The organism is Microbacterium aurantiacum, assembly GCF_002872075.1.
Classification (GTDB): Bacteria; Actinomycetota; Actinomycetes; order Actinomycetales; family Microbacteriaceae; genus Microbacterium; species Microbacterium aurantiacum_A.
In genome coordinates, this window is record NZ_PGGU01000006.1 from 141,233 (window position 1) to 156,164 (window position 14,932).

Below are 14,932 nucleotides of genomic sequence, written 5' to 3' on the forward strand. Positions count from 1 at the left end.
CCTCAACCGAAGGAGACCCCATGGCCGATGTCGAGAGCTTCACGCTCGACCACACCGCCGTCCGCGCCCCCTACATCCGCCGCATCGCGGTCGAGCGCGGGCCGAGCGGCGACGCGATCTCGAACTTCGACGTGAGGTTCGTGCAGCCGAACGAGGGCGAGATCCCCACTGCCGGACTGCACACGATCGAGCATCTGCTGGCGAGCCTGCTCCGCGACCGGCTCGACGGCATCATCGACATCTCGCCTTTCGGCTGCCGCACGGGATTCCACCTGATCACCTGGGGCGAGCCCACCGTCGCCGATGTCGTCGCGGCCGTGCGCGAGAGCCTCACGGCGATCGCCGAGGAGATCACGTGGGAGCAGATCCCCGGCGTCGACGCCGTCAGCTGCGGCAACTACCGCGACCACAGCCTGCACAGCGCCCGTGAATGGTCCAAGCTCATCCTCGAGCAGGGCATCAGCCTCGACGCCTTCACGCGCGTCGGCGTCTGACATGTTCGACGAGCTGCGCGGGCGCGTCGTGCTGGTGACCGGCGGCGCCAGCGGCATCGGCGCCGGCATCGTCGACGCCTTCCTCGGTGAAGGCTCGACCGTGGTGAGCGCCGATCTCAGCGCCCCCGAGGGCGGACTGCTCGCCGGACGTGACCGGGAATGGACGCTGCGCCTCGACGTCTCCGACGAAGCCGCCGTCGAGGCGGCGGTCACGGCGATCGATGAACGCTTCGGGCCTGTCGACATCGTCGTGACGGCGGCCGGCACGTCGACGCTGGGCTTCGCGGTCGAGACTTCCGGCAGCGACTGGGACCGCAATCTGGATGTGAACGCGAAGGGATCGTTCCTCGTGGCCAAGCACGTGGCGAAGCGCCTCGTGTCGGCGGGCCGGACCGGCCGGATCGTGTTCATCGCTTCACAGGCCGGCAAGAACGGTTATCGCGGTATGACCGCGTACGTGGCATCCAAGCATGCTGTGCTCGGGGTGACGAAGACGATGGCCGTGGAGCTCGCGGGGCATGGGATCACCGTGAACGCGATCTGCCCCGGGATCATCGAGACGCCGATGAAGCATCGTGAGCGCATCGAGGGCGGAGCCATCCGAGGCATGACCGCGGAGGAGGTCGCCGACGAAGACCGTTCCCAGGTGCCCCTCGGACGCACCGGGACCCCGCAGGACGTCGCCGGTGTGGCGCTGTTCCTGGCGAGCGATCTCTCGAGCTACATGACAGGTCAGGGCCTGAACGTCACCGGCGGGATGACGATGCACTGATGCGGGTCAGGTGCGGCGCGGGTCATCGTCGCCCTCACGCGTGATCGGGAGACCGGCATCGGTCTCGGTGGCGTCATCGGCTGCGCGTGCCGCCTCTTCGGCATCGAGCTCCGCGCGCACCTCTTCGCGGTAGCGGACCTTGCGGATGCGGCGGTTCATGTCCCAGATCAGCAGCACGACGGCGATCAGCACGATCACGATCGCCGCGAAGCCGACGAACCCGGGGGTGACCGCTTCCGGCGCGACCGTCATCGTCGGCGTCGGCATCGGAGTCTCGGTCCCGGTCAGAACGAGCATGAGTCCGCCTTTCGTGCGCAGGTCGCATAACCTGGAACCACCAGCCTAACGACCGGAAGACCCCTACTGTGACGACCGCACGAGAGCTCGACGAACGCTACGGACGCACCCGTCGGCGGCGGATGCCGTGGATCATCGGCGGGGCCATCGCCGTTCTCGCCGTCGGCGCCCTGAGCTGGTCGACCGTGAGCCAGTCGATGAGCTCGGTGGATGCCGATGATCTCGGCTTCGATCTCGTCGACGAGCACCGCGTCGACCTGCGGTTCCAGATCACGGGCGTGCAGGGGAAAGACGTCGTCTGCGTCCTCGAGGCCCTCGACGAGGAGTTCGGCGTGGTGGGCTGGAAAGTGGTCGAGATCCCCGCAGGCGAGGGCCACGCGCGAACTCTTTCGGAGAGCATCCCCACGGTCGCAGAGGCCACGACAGGTTTGGTGAACACCTGCTGGGTCGCTTAGACTCGAGCCACACAGACGACGCCCTGGCACGTGCCGGGGCGTCTTGGCATATCCCCCGCGGAACGTCGGCGGATACCGACAGAAGGAGCTTCGTCATGTCCATCGACGCTCAGGTTCCCTTCCTCACGCAGGAAGCGTATGACCGGCTCGTCGCCGAGCTGGAGCACTTGTCCACCACCGGGCGCGAGGAGATCGCGAAGCGCATCGAAGCGGCCCGCGAAGAGGGCGACCTCAAGGAGAACGGCGGCTACCACGCCGCCAAGGACGAGCAGGGAAAGCAGGAGGCGCGCATCCGCACCCTGCAGGGCCTGCTGAAGACGGCCAAGGTCGGCGAGGCGCCGGCCAGCCGCGGCATCGTCGAGCCCGGCACCGTCGTCACCGCGAACGTGGCCGGCGGTGAAGAGGTGTTCCTCCTCGGCAGCCGCGAGATCGCCGCAGGCAGCGACCTCGACGTCTACAGCGAGGCGAGCCCGCTCGGGCAGGCCATCCTCGGCCTCAAGGTCGGCGAGAAGTCCTCCTACGAGGCACCGAACGGCAAGTCGATCGCGGTCGAGATCGTCAACGTGGAGACGTACACCGGCTGAGCCGGCCCCATCCGCACGAACGCCCCCGGATCCGCGGATCCGGGGGCATTCGTCTGCCGATAGAGTACCGCCGGACTCAGTCCGGGACGACGACTGGTTCGAAACCCGCGCGGCGCAGCGTGTCCAGCGTGTGCTCGGAATGCTCCGGCCCCCGCGTCTCGACGCTGAGCTCGAGGATGACCTCGCTGATCTGCAGGCCGTGCCCGTGCCGGGTGTGCATGGCTTCCATGACGTTCGCCCCCGCCTCGGCGATGAGCTCGGACACGCGCGCCAGCTGCCCGGGGCGGTCGGGAAGAGGAACGCGGAGCGTGAGGTAGCGGCCGGAGGCGGCGAGCCCGTGCGACACGACGCGCTGCAGGAGCAGCGGATCGATGTTCCCGCCGGAGAGCACGGCCATGGTCACGCCGGTGGCCGACACCTTGCCGGCCAGGATCGCCGCGACTCCCGCGGCACCGGCCGGCTCCACGACGACCTTCGCCTGCTCGAGGAGCACGAGGATGGCGCGCGCCAGGTCGTCGTCGGAGACGGTGACGACCTCGTCCACCAGGTCCTTGATGATGTCGAACGGGATCGCCCCAGGACGCGCGACGAGGATGCCGTCGGCGATGGTCGGCCGGGTCACGATGTCGACCGGATGCCCGGCCTCCAGCGACGGCGGCATCGCCGCGGCGTTCTCTGCCTGCACCCCGATGATCCGGACCTCGCGGCCGAGCTGCGCGGCACGCGCCTTGACCGCGGCCGCCACGCCGGCGATGAGGCCACCGCCGCCGATGCCCAGCACGATGGTGTCGACGTCCGGGGCGTCCTCGAGAAGCTCGAGGCCGAGGGTCCCCTGGCCGATCACCACATCACGGTGATCGAACGGATGGATGAGGACGGCGCCGGTGCGTTCGGCGAAATCGGCGGCCAGACGCAGCGAAGTCGCCACGGTCTCGCCTTCGAGGACGACATCCGCCCCGTAACCGCGGGTGGCGAGGAGCTTCGGCACCGGAACGCCGAGAGGCATGAAGATCGTCGCGGAGATCCCGAGCGCCTGGGCGGCGAGTGCGACTCCCTGCGCGTGATTGCCCGCGGATGCCGCGACAACGCCGCGCGCGCGCTCTTCGGCGGTGAGCCGGGAGAGACGGTAGGCGGCGCCGCGGATCTTGAACGATCCGGTCCGCTGCAGGTTCTCCATCTTCAGCAGCACCGGCGCACCGAGCACGTCGGAGACCGCCCGGGAGGGCAGCGTCGGCGTGTGGGTGATCACGTCGACGAGGCTGCGTGCTGCTTCCTCGAACTCGGCCAGACTGGGAACCGCGGTCATCGATTGCTCCTCCGCCGCTGTCGCGGCACTGTGCTCCAGATCAGATCGCCGCTCGGCACGGCTCCTGTTCGCCACGACCCGGAGGTCAGCGTCACGGCGACGACATTGACGAATGCCGCGAGCGGGACGGCGAACAGGGCGCCGGGGATCCCGCCGATCATCGCGCCTCCCGCCACCACGAGGACGACGGCGAGCGGATGCACCTTCACGGCGGATCCCATCAGGATCGGCTGCAGGATGTGTCCTTCGACCTGCTGCACGCCGAGAACGACCACGAGCATCCACAACGCGATCCACGGGCCGTTGTAGACCAGGGCGAGGAAGACCGCGATCGCGCCGGTCGCGACCGCTCCGACGATCGGGATGAAGGAGCCGAGGAACACCAGGACCGCCACGGGAAGGGCGAGCGGCACCTGCAGCAGGAACGCTCCGAGCCCGATTCCGATCGCGTCGATCGTGGCCACGAACAGCTGGGTCCTGGCGTAGTTGACGATGGTCTTCCAGCCGTTGCGCGCAGCTCCGTCGATGGCCGGCTGGGCATTGCGGGGGAAGATCCTGACGGTCCACCGCCAGATTCCCGCGCCGTCGGCGAGGAGGCAGACGAGCACGAAGAGGGAGAGCAGCGCACCGGTGACGACGTGCCCGAGGGTGGAGCCGACCGCAAGGGCTCCGGACCACAGCGCCTGCCCCTGCTCCTCGATCAGAGCCTGAGCCTGCACGAGGTAGTCGCTGATCTGGTCGCTTGTCAAGTGCAGCGGTCCTTCGCGGAGCCAGTCCTGGAAGTTCTCGATCGAGACCGCGGTGCTCGCCTGGACATCCGGAAGCTCCACCCGGATCTGCCACACGACCAGCCACATCAGACCCGTGACGATCGCGAGCGTGCCGAGGATCGACAGCGCCACGGCCAGCCACCGCGGGAAGCGCATGCGCAGCATCCATTCGAATGCCGGCCACAGCAGGGCGGTGATGAGAATGCCCACCATGAGCGGGATCACCAGGAGCTTGAGCGTGATGACCAGCCAGATGAACACGCCGATCGCGGCGGCCAGTATCAGCAGCCGCCAGGCGTATCCGGCCCCGACGCGCAGCCCGAACGGGACAGCCTGATCGGCTTCGGTCGTCACCGTTCGATCGGTCGAGATCGGACGCGGACGGAGGATGTCTCTCAGTCGTGGTCGCAGCTCGTCGCTCATCCGGTCAGTCTAGAGCGCGCGCCCGTGGGGCTGCTGACGCCGGCCGCCTGCAGACCGGCGATGTCGGCGCCCGGCGATACGCTGGCGAGGTGACCGAGAACCTCAGCTCCGCCCAGGCACGCCGGATGGCGCTGGCCGCCCAGGGGTTCACCCGATCGCGTCCGGCATCGGTCAGCGCGCGCCACGTGCACCGGGTCATGGACCGGCTGGGCGTGCTGCAGATCGACTCGGTCAACGTCTTCGCGCGCTCCCATTACCTGCCGCTGTTCTCCCGGCTCGGCTCGTACGATCCCGCCCTGCTGGACAGGATCTTCCTCTCGCGCACCACGCACTACGTCGAGTACCTCGCTCACGAGGCCACGTTCATCCCCGTCGAGGACTGGCCGCTCTGGCAGTTCCGGATGGACGATTTCCGCCGTCGGTGGTCGGACGGCGACTCCTGGATGAGTGCCAACGCCCGGACCCTGCGCTGGGTGCAGGACGAACTCCGCACCCGCGGACCGCTGCGCCCTGCGGATCTCCGGGAGGATGCGCCACGTGAGCGCGGCACCTGGTGGGATTGGGATGACGTGAAAGTCGCGCTGGAGCACATGTGGCGCACGGGCGACGTCGCGATCAGCGGACGACGCGGTTTCGAGCGCACCTACGCCCTCGCGGAGCAGGTGATCCCCGACGGCATCCGCTCGCAGAAGATCCCGCGCGCCGACGCGATCCGCGAGCTCGTGCGCCGCGCCGCCAGGTCGTCGGGCGTGGCCACGCAGGCCGACCTCGCGGACTACTACCGGCTGCGTGATCGCGCTGCGGTTTCGCAGGCCATCGCCGAGCTCGTCGACGCTGGAGAGCTCGTGCCAGTCGCCGTGCGCGGCTGGGAGCGCGCCGGGCGGGCCGTCCCGTCGTGGAGGCACCGCGACGCGGTGCTGCCCCGGCGGGTGGATGCCGCGGCCGTCCTCACGCCGTTCGACCCCGTGGTGTGGTTCCGCGACCGAGCGCTGCGGGTCTTCGAACTCGACTACCGCATCGAGATCTACGTGCCCGCGGACAGGCGCCGGTACGGCTACTACTCGTTGCCGGTCCTGGTCGGCGACCGGATCGTCGCCCGCGTCGATCTCAAGGCAGACCGGGCCGCCTCCACACTGCGGGTGCAATCCGCCTGGTGGGAGCCGCAGGCCCGCCCGGAGGACGCGGCCGCGATCGCGATCGAACTCGCCCTGGCCGCCTCCTGGCAGGGTCTGGAGCACGTCTCGGTCTCCGGATGGGGCGACGCCGCCGACAGCCTGCATCGCGCGCTGTCGGCCCTCGGAGGCACGACCGTCGCCCGACACCTGCATCCCCGGGAGAACGGCGGATGACCGGGCGCCGCTCCTGGATCATCGGCGCGGTCGTCGCTGCGGTGCTGCTCGGAGGCGCGTCGGTCTGGATCTGGCAGTCCTCGACCGTGCCCAGCGTCGTCGAGAGCCCTTCTCCCCTGCCCTCGCCGTCACCGACGGCGGCCTCCGCCGAGCAGGTGCAGGTCCTTGTCGACGACCACCTGGAGCAGTGCGCCGAGAGCAGAAGCGACACCCCACCGGAAGGTTGCGGCATCCGCATCCCGTGGGGCGCTGAGTTCTCGGCCGTGTCCGGCATTCGATATCGCATCGAGCAGCTGCCGACCGCCGAGATCCAAGGCGAGGGATTCGTCGCGGAAGGGGGCGTCCTCATCGCGACTGTGACGGGCACAGGGCAGGACGGCACTTCGCGCAGCGTGACCTACCGCAGCGAGGACTGGGCGGTACGCGGCGACGTCGATGTCACCGACGAAGGGGTCGAGATCTCGGTCTGGTGACCATTCGACGAGCTCAGGGTGCCGTCAGAACTGCACGCGCGGAGGCTCGGAGATCGCACCCGTGTCGGCGACCTCGAAGAACTCGCGCTCGGTGAAGCCGAGACCACGCGCGAACAGGTTGTTCGGGAACACCTTGATCTTCGTGTTCAGCTCCCGCACGCCGCCGTTGTAGAAGCGTCGGGCGGCCTGGATCTTGTCCTCCGTGTCGACCAGCGCCTGCTGCACCTGGAGGAAGTTCTGGCTGGCCTGCAGCTGGGGGTAGGCCTCGGCTACGGCGAACAGGCTCCGCAGGGCCTGCTGCAGATGCCCCTCGGCGATTCCGGCCGCCCCGGGGCTCTCCGCGGACAGCGTCTCCGCGCGCGCGCGGGTGACGTTCTCGAAGACCGCCTTCTCGTGCGAGGCGTAGCCCTTCACGGTCTCGATGAGATTCGGGATGAGATCGGCTCGGCGCTTGAGCTGGACGGTGATGCCGCTCCAGGCCTCGTCGACACGGATCTTGAGTTGCACCAGCGAGTTGTAAGTGGCCCAGAGGTAGATTCCGATGAGCAGAATCACTCCGACGACGATCAGTACCGGCACGAGCCACTCCATGCGGAGGCCACCCTTCCTCGAATTTCTCTCATCCTAGTCGCGCAGTCTGCGCGTGGACTGGGTGCACAGGCCGCGCAGGCGGGAAGGACGATCAGTCGCCGAGCACGCGCTCGAGATGGCGGTTGCCGAAACGGCGGTCGGGGTCCAGCCGGTCGCGCAGCGCGCGGAAATCGTCGAAACGCGGATAGCGCTCCCGCAGCTGCCCGGCGTCGAGGGAGTGGAGTTTTCCCCAGTGCGGCCGCCCGCCGTGCTCGAGCATGATCTGCTCGACGGCGTCGAAGTACGCGGTGTGGTCGGCGCGCCAGAACCGATGCACGGCGATGTAGCCGGTCGCCCGGCCATGGGCCGTGGACAGCCAGCGATCGTCCTCACCGGCGAAGCGCACCTCGATCGGGAACTCGATGCGCCAGCCCCTCTGGGAGATCAGCTCCTTAACCGTGCGGAACGCGGACACCACGTTCTCTGCGGGAAGCGCGTACTCCATCTCGCGGAAGCGCACGTTCCGGTTCTGCGTCAGCACGCGATGCGAGCGGTCCGTGTACACGCGATCACCGGTCAGTTTCACGGCCAGGCGGTTGAACGGCGGCGTGATCGCGGGAACAGCCTGACCCGCTGCGCAGACGACGCGGTAGACGCCGTTGGAGAGCAGCGTCTCATCGATCCACTTGCCGACGACCGGGAGCGGCCGTCGCACGGTGGACTCCGGCAACCGCGTCTGCCTCTTGGTCAAGGCGACGTCGGTGTGCGGGAACCAGTAGAACTCGAAGTGATCGGATGCCGCGACGCGATCGTCGAGCGTCGCCAGCACGTCCGCCAGCGGAACGGGCTCATCGATCGCGTGCATGACGAACGCCGGCACGCATTGCAGGGTCACCTCGACGATGATCCCGAGCGCGCCCAGTCCGAGTGCCACCGCCGGGAGCATCTCGGTGTTCTGCTCTTCGTCGACGCGCAGGAAATCTCCCGCCGCGGTGATCATCGTCACTCCGACGACCTGCGCGGCGAGACCTCCGAACCGGGCGCCGGTGCCGTGCGTACCCGTCGAGATCGCGCCTGCGATCGACTGGCGATCGATGTCACCGAGGTTCTGCATCGCGAGACCGCACGCGGCGAGCAGCCGGGGGACCCGGTGCAGCCGCGTGCCGGCGAGCAGCGTGACGCGGCCGCTCCCGGCATCCGCCATCACCAGCCCCTGCATGTCGTCGAGCTCGAGCAGTACGCCGGGTGCCGCCGCTATGCCCGTGAAGCTGTGTCCGGCACCGACCGCTTTCACGGTGAGGCCTTGTGCCACCGCCGCTCGCACCGCGCGCTGCACGCCCTCCGGTGTCCGCGGGCGTTCGATGCGCAGCGGCGTGATCTGCGTGGTGCGCGCCCAGTTGCTCCAGGTGCCGCCGATCCTCGTCACAGGAACGCCTTCCCCTCGCCACGGTAGGTCGGCAGGTCAGCGACGATCTCGGAGCCCGCGACGAGGTGGTATCGGTCGATCCGCTCAGCGGGCTCGCCGCTCTTGGCGTGCCGGAACCACACCCGGTCTCCGAGCCGGAGCTGCGCTGCGGCTCGCCCCTGGAGCGGTGTCTGCACCTCGCCGGCGGCCTCGCGGGGCAGTGTTCGCAGTCCCTGCGGCCATGCCGGCAGCGGCTGGCGCGAGGCGAGCGCCGGCCCCGACGCGATCCATCCCCCGCCAAGGACCGTCGCGATGTCAGGAGCGGGGCGACGGACGACGTCGAAGGCGAAGGCCGATGCCGGCGCCGGCTGGAAGGAGCGGTACCCGTCGAAGAGGTGCCCGCCGAGCAGCCCGCTGCCCGCGCTCACCTCGGTGAGCGCCTCGTCGCTGCCGGAGAACTCGAGCGACCCGGTGCCGCCTCCGTTGAGGAATTCGAGCGGTGCGATCTCGGCGAGGGCGGTGGCGATCGCCGCCCGGCGTCCGCGCAGCTCGGTTCGCGAGCGCGCCTGCACCATCCGGATCAGCGGCGCGTCCGGACCCGCGTCGTCTCCCTGCCCGGCGATCTGCGCCTCGTACATCTGCAGTCCCACGAGCCGGAACCCCGGCCGTCGGACGATCGCCCTGGCGAAGGCGGCGACCTCACCGGCGGAGAACAGCGCGGAGCGACGCACGCCGATGTGCCCGAGTGCGGCGGATCGCAGCGAGGCGTCCGCATCGACGGCGACCCTGAACTCCGGGCGCCGCCCCGGTGCGGCCACGCTGTCGATGAGATCGAGCTGGGCGGGATCGTCGACCATCAATGTGATCCGGCTCGCCGCGACCTCATCGGCAGCGAGCCTTTGCAGGTTCACGCGGTCGACCGTCGGGTACCCGAGCACGATGTCCTCGTGCGTCTCGCACAGCCACAGCGCCTCGGCGAGGGTGAACGCCAGGATGCCGCGGAATCCCGGCAGCTGGAGAACGGCATCGAGCACCGCGCGCACGCGCACGGACTTCGAGGCGACCCGGATCGGGAGCCCGCCGGAGCGCACCAGAAGATCCATCGCGTTGTAGCGCAGCGCATCGAAGTCGATCACCGCCACCGGGGCGGGCAGGTGGGCCGTGGCGGCGGTGAGCCGGGGCCAGTACCGGGCAGGATCCTCCCATTCGGGGGCGATCGAACGGCCAGCGTCAGCTGTGGGGCTCATTTCGGCGGTGAGGTCGAGCACTCCCCCACACTACGACCTCCATGGACCCGGATTCATCTTCATCGGGACTGCGTCTCTTTCGCGACGCTGCATCTGCCGGGATGCCGCCGCCTCGTCGGTAGGCTGGCGGTGCGGCCCCCGTAGCCCAATGGCAGAGGCAGGCGACTTAAAATCGCTTCAGTCTGGGTTCGAGTCCCAGCGGGGGCACCGGGCTTCCAGGATCACTCGTCGATGCCGAGCGGGCCGAGGAGCGCCGGATCAGCCCCGGCCGCGATCAGTCGTGTGCGCATCGCCGCCGCCGCCCGCCGATAGGGCTCACTGCTTCCCGTCAGGAGGGACCGGGAGTTGGCGGCATCGTCGAAGGCGATCAGCTCGAAAGCGAGCTGATCGGCTTCCTGCGCGGCGATGGAGAGTTCCCCGGCGCCGATCGCAGCGGCGACCTGCGCCGTGACGTAGCCATGCCAGTCGTCGATCGCCGCGCGCACGGCGGCATTGACCGGACCCGGTTTCGAGTCGACGTCCGCCGACGTCGCCGCGAAGAAGCAGCCCCCGCTGAACACCCGGTCCTTGGAGTACAGCAGCGCGTTCCTCATGAGCACGGCGATGCGCCGCACGCCCCGCGGTTCCGCGCGGGCGGGTTCCACGATCGCCGTGAAGAAGATCTCCCTCGCCGCGAGCACGGTGGCCAGTTGCAGACCTTCCTTGCCTCGGAACAGAGTGGCGATGCTGCTCTTGCTGCGACCCGATGCCTCCGACAGACGCCCGATCGTCAGCCCGTCGAGTCCGTCGACGGATGCGAGATCGGTCGCGCTCTCCAGAACCGATCGACGCGAGGCATCGCCACGCACGCGTCGGCCGTCCAGGACTACGGGATCTGCCATGCCCCTAGTGTACGAACGATCGATCGCATAGTCTATGCACGAACGATCGTACGTATTCATTTCAGAAGGAGTCGCCGTGTCCACACTCTCCACATTCGTCGGCCGGGGTCTCCGCGCGATCGCCGTGTTGTCTCCGGCACTCGCCGGGCTCATCGCGCTTCGGCTCTTCTTCGTGACGACACCTCGCATCGAGATCCGCCCCGCGGATGCCGCCTCGGATCTCGCCGCCGAGCGGATGCGATTCACGGTACGCGGGCGGGAGATCGTCAGCTACGCGTGGGGATCCGGCGAACGCACCGTGCTGCTGATCCACGGCTGGCGCGGACGAGCATCGCAGTTCGCTCCGCTGGTCCGCGAACTCGTCGCGGAGGGCTTCCGCGTCGTCTCCTTCGATGCCCCCGCACACGGACGCTCCAGCGGTGGCCCCACGGACATGCGCGACTGGCTCGCCGCCGCCGAGACGCTCCAGCAAAGCCACGGTCCGTTCCATGCCGTCGTCGGCCATTCCATGGGCGGCCTGGCTGCGTTGACGCTGGCCCGTTCGTCGATGCCCACCGGACTCGTCGCCGTCATCTCGGCGGTGGGGCACCCCGACCCGTATATCGCGGAGTTCGCGAAGGACTTCGGCCTGAACCCCCGCACCGCCGCGCAGGTGAGAACGCGATTCCAGGCGCGCCTGCACGAGGACGAGGCGTCCGCTGCGCGGCGCTACGACGCCGTGACGCATCCTCTGCCATCGGAGACGGAACTCCTCGTCGTGCATGACCGGTATGACCGGCGAATGCCGGACACCGACGCTCAGCGTCTGCACGCGGCGCATGACGGGCGTTCTCGGATGGTGCGCACCTCCGGCTTCGGCCACACGCGCGTGCTGGCCTCCGACGTCACGCTCGACGCGGTGACCGCCTTCGTCACCGGCGGGCTCTCGGCCGTCGCCGACGCACTCCCTGTCGACGAGGTCGAGCCGGACATGGCCTTCGACCGACGCTGACGACATGCCGTGCTCGAACTCGCGCCGAGCATACGGAAGAGCCCGCCCGAGACGGATCTCGGGCGGGCTCTTCGCGGTCGTTCAGACGATCACGCGTCGGCGTTCACGGTCTTCTTCACGGGGGCCTTCTTGACCGGGGCCTTCTTGGCGGGTGCAGCGTCGGCAGCCTCCGCGTTCACGGGCTCAGCCTTCGCCGGCTCCGCCTTGACCGCCTCGGCCTTGACAGGCTCGGCCTTCGCCGCAGGAGCGGCAGGTGCCGCATCCGCCGCCGGACGCGGGCGGGAGGCGAACTCCTCGAACACGTAGCGCGGGTTCTGCACGGTCTGCAGGTTCACGAGGTCGCGACCGAGGAAGAAGTTGTTCACCCAGCCCCACACCACGCGGAGCTTGCGCTCCCACGTCGGCATCGCGAGGCCGTGGTAGCCACGGTGCGCGATCCAGGCGACGAAGCCCTTCAGCGCGATGTTCCCGGACTGGAAGACGCCGTTGTAGAGACCGAGACCTGCCACAGCGCCCATGTTCTTGTGGAAGTACTCCTTGGGGTCCTCACCACGAAGGACGGCGACGATGTTCTTGGCGAGAAGCTTCGCCTGGCGCACCGCGTGCTGGGCGTTCGGCACGCAGTAGCCGCCGACACCGCCACCGGAGAGATCGGGGACGGCCGAGACGTCACCGGCAGCCCAGGCGCCCTCGACGAACTCGTCGGCTGTACCCACGCGCAGATCGGCACGGGTCTGGATGCGACCGCGCTCCTCGATGGGGAGGTCGCCGCCGCGGACGACGGTCGGGTTGGCCATGACGCCGGCGGTCCAGACGATGAGGTCGGTCGGGATGACCTCGCCGGTGGAGAGCTCGACGTTGCCGTCGATCGCACCGGTGACCTGCGTGTCGAGGTGCACGTAGGCGCCGCGCTTCGCGAGGTCCTTGAGCACCCATTCGCTGGTCTTCAGCGAGACCTCGGGCATGATCCGCCCCATCGCCTCGATCAGGTGGAAGTGCGTGTCGTCGAAGGTCAGCTGCGGGTACTTGCCGACCAGCGACGACGCCAGCGAACGCAGTTCCGCGAACACCTCGATGCCGGCGAAGCCGCCACCGACGACCACGACCGAGAGCAGACGGTCACGAGCCGGGCCGGCAGGCAGCGACGCCGCCTTGTCGAAGTTCGACATCAGGCGATCGCGGATCGCGACGGCCTCCTCGATGGTCTTCAGGCCGATCGCGTTGTCGGCGATGCCCGGGATCGGGAAGGTCCGCGAGACGGCACCCGCGGTGACCACGATCTGGTCGTACGCGAACTCGTACGGCTCGCCCTCGGGCGGCGTGATCGTCGCGACCTTGCCGGCGTGGTCGATCTTCGTGACCTTCGCGGTGACGACGTGCGTCCGCTTCAGGTGACGACGGTGCGCGACCACCGAGTGCCGCGCCTCGATGGAGCCGGCGGCGACCTCGGGCAGGAACGGCTGGTAGGTCATATACGGCAGCGGGTCGACCATGGTGACGTCGGCTTCACCCTTGCGGAGCTGCTTCTCGAGCTTCCACGCCGTGTAGAAACCTGCGTAACCTCCGCCGACGATCAGAATCTTGGGCACAGTGCTGTTCTGAGGCACAGGGGGACAACTCCTCGGAGTCAGGATTTTGGCGTGCGACTCGCGCGCGCTGATCGGATGCGCCGGGCAGCTGCGGTGACGCCAAGCCCCACCAGGATACCAGGGACTGTGAGCGCGATGAGCGGGAGGGTACCGTAACGCAACGACTCGGCACTGGGAAGCAACGGCGACCCCGCCTCGGTCGGCGGGTCCGCGGCCGGCAGCGGCGGCACGCTCACCGGCGTGACCTCCGGCTCGGGCTGCGGTTCCGTGGCCGCGCGGCGGTGCAGGCGCACCCACTCCGCGAGATCTCCCATGGGGTTCTTGTCGACGGACGGCACATCTGTCGAGATCGCGGCGGCCGCATCGACCAGCCCGTAGCCGTAGAGGGGATCGCTGGGCTTCTTCGCGCCGTCGACCGGGATCGCGGTCTTGATGATGCGGTTGATCACGTTCGCGGCATCGAGATCGGGATGCGCGGACCGCACGAGCGCTGCGATGCCCGCGACGATCGGCGCGGCGCCGCTGGTTCCTCGCCACCACGCCACCTTGCCGTCTGCGGAGACGCCGAGCAGGCCTTCGCTGGGGGCCGAGATGCCGATGGTGATGCCCTGCGTCGAGGCCTCGACGCTCGCCGTGCCGGTCTGGTCGACCCCCCCGACTGTGAGCACGCCGGGGATCGTCGCGGGAGCGCCGATGATGCTCGTGCCGCTCCCCCGGTTGCCCGCGGCGACCACGACGACGACATCGTGCTCGAAGGCGTAGAGGAAGGCCTCGTCCCAGCTCCGGTCCCATTCCAGGGTGTTCGTGGTGAACGACAGATTGATGATGTCGGCGCCGTTGTCGACCGCCCACTTCATCCCCTTCGCCACCTGCTCGGCGAAGGGAACAGCGGCGGCGGCGCCGAAGCCGACCGAGATCGAGAGCAGATTCGCCTCGGGGGCGACCCCGATCATGCCGGTGCCGTCCGCGGCTCCGCGCCCTGCGGCCAGTGACGCCACCCATGATCCGTGGTTCCCGTCGACGGCGCCCAGCGGCGTGCGTCCGTCCGGGGTGCCGCTGCCCGAGACGTCGGTGCCGCCGATGACGGCATCGCCGAACGTCTGCGGCACCTTCGCGATGCCGGTGTCGATCACGGCGATCGTGACGCCCTTGCCGCGCGTCGTCTGCCATGCCTCGCGGATGCGGGCGCCGTCGAGCCAGTACTCCGAAGCGCGCACCGGGTCGGCGGGGTTGTCCGGGACGGGCCCCGGCGGGATCGTCGCCCCCAGGAGCAGGACGGATGCCGCGACCATCGCCGCGGCGACGGTCGTGCGCAGCACCCGCATG

At 69.1% G+C, this 14,932-nt stretch carries 16 protein-coding genes and 1 tRNA gene; 8 read left to right on the forward strand and 9 right to left on the reverse strand.

Annotation, left to right across the window (positions count from 1 at the left end; genetic code table 11):
- Positions 1-20 precede the first annotated feature (20 nt).
- On the forward strand, positions 21-494 hold the full coding sequence (locus CUR96_RS06050) for an S-ribosylhomocysteine lyase (RefSeq protein ID WP_102192392.1): 474 nt from the start codon (positions 21-23) through the stop codon (positions 492-494).
- Between the two features lies 1 nt (position 495).
- A complete protein-coding gene (locus tag CUR96_RS06055; RefSeq protein WP_102192393.1) occupies positions 496-1,266 on the forward strand; it encodes an SDR family NAD(P)-dependent oxidoreductase in 771 nt (256 codons plus the stop codon).
- A 6-nt stretch (positions 1,267-1,272) separates the two neighbouring features.
- On the opposite strand, the gene CUR96_RS06060 is transcribed toward CUR96_RS06055, so the two are convergent.
- The gene (locus CUR96_RS06060; protein WP_102192394.1) at positions 1,273-1,563 is read right to left on the reverse strand and encodes a hypothetical protein; all 291 of its coding nucleotides are present in this window, start codon (positions 1,561-1,563) and stop codon (positions 1,273-1,275) included.
- A 68-nt stretch (positions 1,564-1,631) separates the two neighbouring features.
- On the opposite strand from CUR96_RS06060, the gene CUR96_RS06065 reads away from it, so the two are divergent.
- Both CUR96_RS06065 and greA read left to right on the forward strand, forming a co-directional pair.
- Positions 1,632-2,018, forward strand: coding sequence for a DUF4307 domain-containing protein (locus CUR96_RS06065; protein ID WP_102192395.1), 387 nt, complete (start codon positions 1,632-1,634; stop codon positions 2,016-2,018).
- Between the two features lie 95 nt (positions 2,019-2,113).
- Entirely contained in the window at positions 2,114-2,602 is a 489-nt protein-coding gene (greA, locus tag CUR96_RS06070) for a transcription elongation factor GreA (RefSeq protein WP_102192396.1), read from the forward strand.
- Between the two features lie 76 nt (positions 2,603-2,678).
- Here greA and ilvA read toward each other — a convergent pair whose 3' ends face one another.
- The gene (gene ilvA, locus CUR96_RS06075) at positions 2,679-3,908 is read right to left on the reverse strand and encodes a threonine ammonia-lyase (protein ID WP_102192397.1); all 1,230 of its coding nucleotides are present in this window, start codon (positions 3,906-3,908) and stop codon (positions 2,679-2,681) included.
- On the reverse strand, positions 3,905-5,101 hold the full coding sequence (locus CUR96_RS06080; protein ID WP_102192398.1) for an AI-2E family transporter: 1,197 nt from the start codon (positions 5,099-5,101) through the stop codon (positions 3,905-3,907). Before CUR96_RS06080 ends, ilvA begins: the two co-directional genes overlap by 4 nt.
- 89 nt (positions 5,102-5,190) lie before the next feature.
- On the opposite strand from CUR96_RS06080, the gene CUR96_RS06085 reads away from it, so the two are divergent.
- Both CUR96_RS06085 and CUR96_RS06090 read left to right on the forward strand, forming a co-directional pair.
- A complete protein-coding gene (locus CUR96_RS06085; RefSeq protein WP_102192399.1) occupies positions 5,191-6,450 on the forward strand; it encodes a winged helix-turn-helix domain-containing protein in 1,260 nt (419 codons plus the stop codon).
- On the forward strand, positions 6,447-6,923 hold the full coding sequence (locus CUR96_RS06090) for a hypothetical protein (RefSeq protein ID WP_102192400.1): 477 nt from the start codon (positions 6,447-6,449) through the stop codon (positions 6,921-6,923). The genes CUR96_RS06085 and CUR96_RS06090 overlap by 4 nt, the downstream gene beginning before the upstream one ends.
- A gap of 24 nt (positions 6,924-6,947) precedes the next feature.
- Here the strand turns inward: CUR96_RS06090 and CUR96_RS06095 are convergent, their stop codons facing one another.
- From CUR96_RS06095 to CUR96_RS06105, 3 genes are all read right to left on the reverse strand, one after another.
- Positions 6,948-7,514, reverse strand: a complete 567-nt coding sequence (locus CUR96_RS06095; RefSeq protein WP_102192401.1) for a LemA family protein — start codon at positions 7,512-7,514, stop codon at positions 6,948-6,950.
- 91 nt (positions 7,515-7,605) lie between these two features.
- A complete protein-coding gene (locus CUR96_RS06100; protein WP_102192402.1) occupies positions 7,606-8,919 on the reverse strand; it encodes a D-arabinono-1,4-lactone oxidase in 1,314 nt (437 codons plus the stop codon).
- Positions 8,916-10,166 (reverse strand): alanine racemase, encoded by a 1,251-nt coding sequence (locus tag CUR96_RS06105; protein WP_102192403.1) that lies wholly within the window; start codon positions 10,164-10,166, stop codon positions 8,916-8,918. Before CUR96_RS06105 ends, CUR96_RS06100 begins: the two co-directional genes overlap by 4 nt.
- Positions 10,167-10,279: 113 nt before the next feature.
- On the opposite strand from CUR96_RS06105, the gene CUR96_RS06110 reads away from it, so the two are divergent.
- Positions 10,280-10,352, forward strand: a tRNA-Leu gene (locus CUR96_RS06110).
- A 14-nt stretch (positions 10,353-10,366) separates the two neighbouring features.
- Here CUR96_RS06110 and CUR96_RS06115 read toward each other — a convergent pair.
- Positions 10,367-11,026, reverse strand: a complete 660-nt coding sequence (locus tag CUR96_RS06115; protein WP_102192404.1) for a TetR family transcriptional regulator C-terminal domain-containing protein — start codon at positions 11,024-11,026, stop codon at positions 10,367-10,369.
- 76 nt (positions 11,027-11,102) lie between these two features.
- Here CUR96_RS06115 and CUR96_RS06120 point away from each other — a divergent pair, with 76 nt between their 5' ends.
- Complete coding sequence (locus tag CUR96_RS06120) at positions 11,103-12,017, forward strand: alpha/beta fold hydrolase (RefSeq protein WP_180968957.1); 915 nt, start codon at positions 11,103-11,105, stop codon at positions 12,015-12,017.
- A gap of 89 nt (positions 12,018-12,106) precedes the next feature.
- Here the strand turns inward: CUR96_RS06120 and CUR96_RS06125 are convergent, their stop codons facing one another.
- Together CUR96_RS06125 and CUR96_RS06130 are read right to left on the reverse strand one after the other, a co-directional pair.
- Positions 12,107-13,606 carry an NAD(P)/FAD-dependent oxidoreductase gene (locus CUR96_RS06125; protein WP_102192552.1) on the reverse strand — a complete coding sequence of 500 codons (1,500 nt, stop codon included), beginning with the start codon at positions 13,604-13,606 and terminating at the stop codon, positions 12,107-12,109.
- 38 nt (positions 13,607-13,644) lie between these two features.
- Positions 13,645-14,931: a S8 family serine peptidase gene (locus CUR96_RS06130; RefSeq protein ID WP_102192406.1), complete on the reverse strand. Its 1,287-nt coding sequence runs from the start codon at positions 14,929-14,931 to the stop codon at positions 13,645-13,647.
- Position 14,932 lies beyond the last annotated feature (1 nt).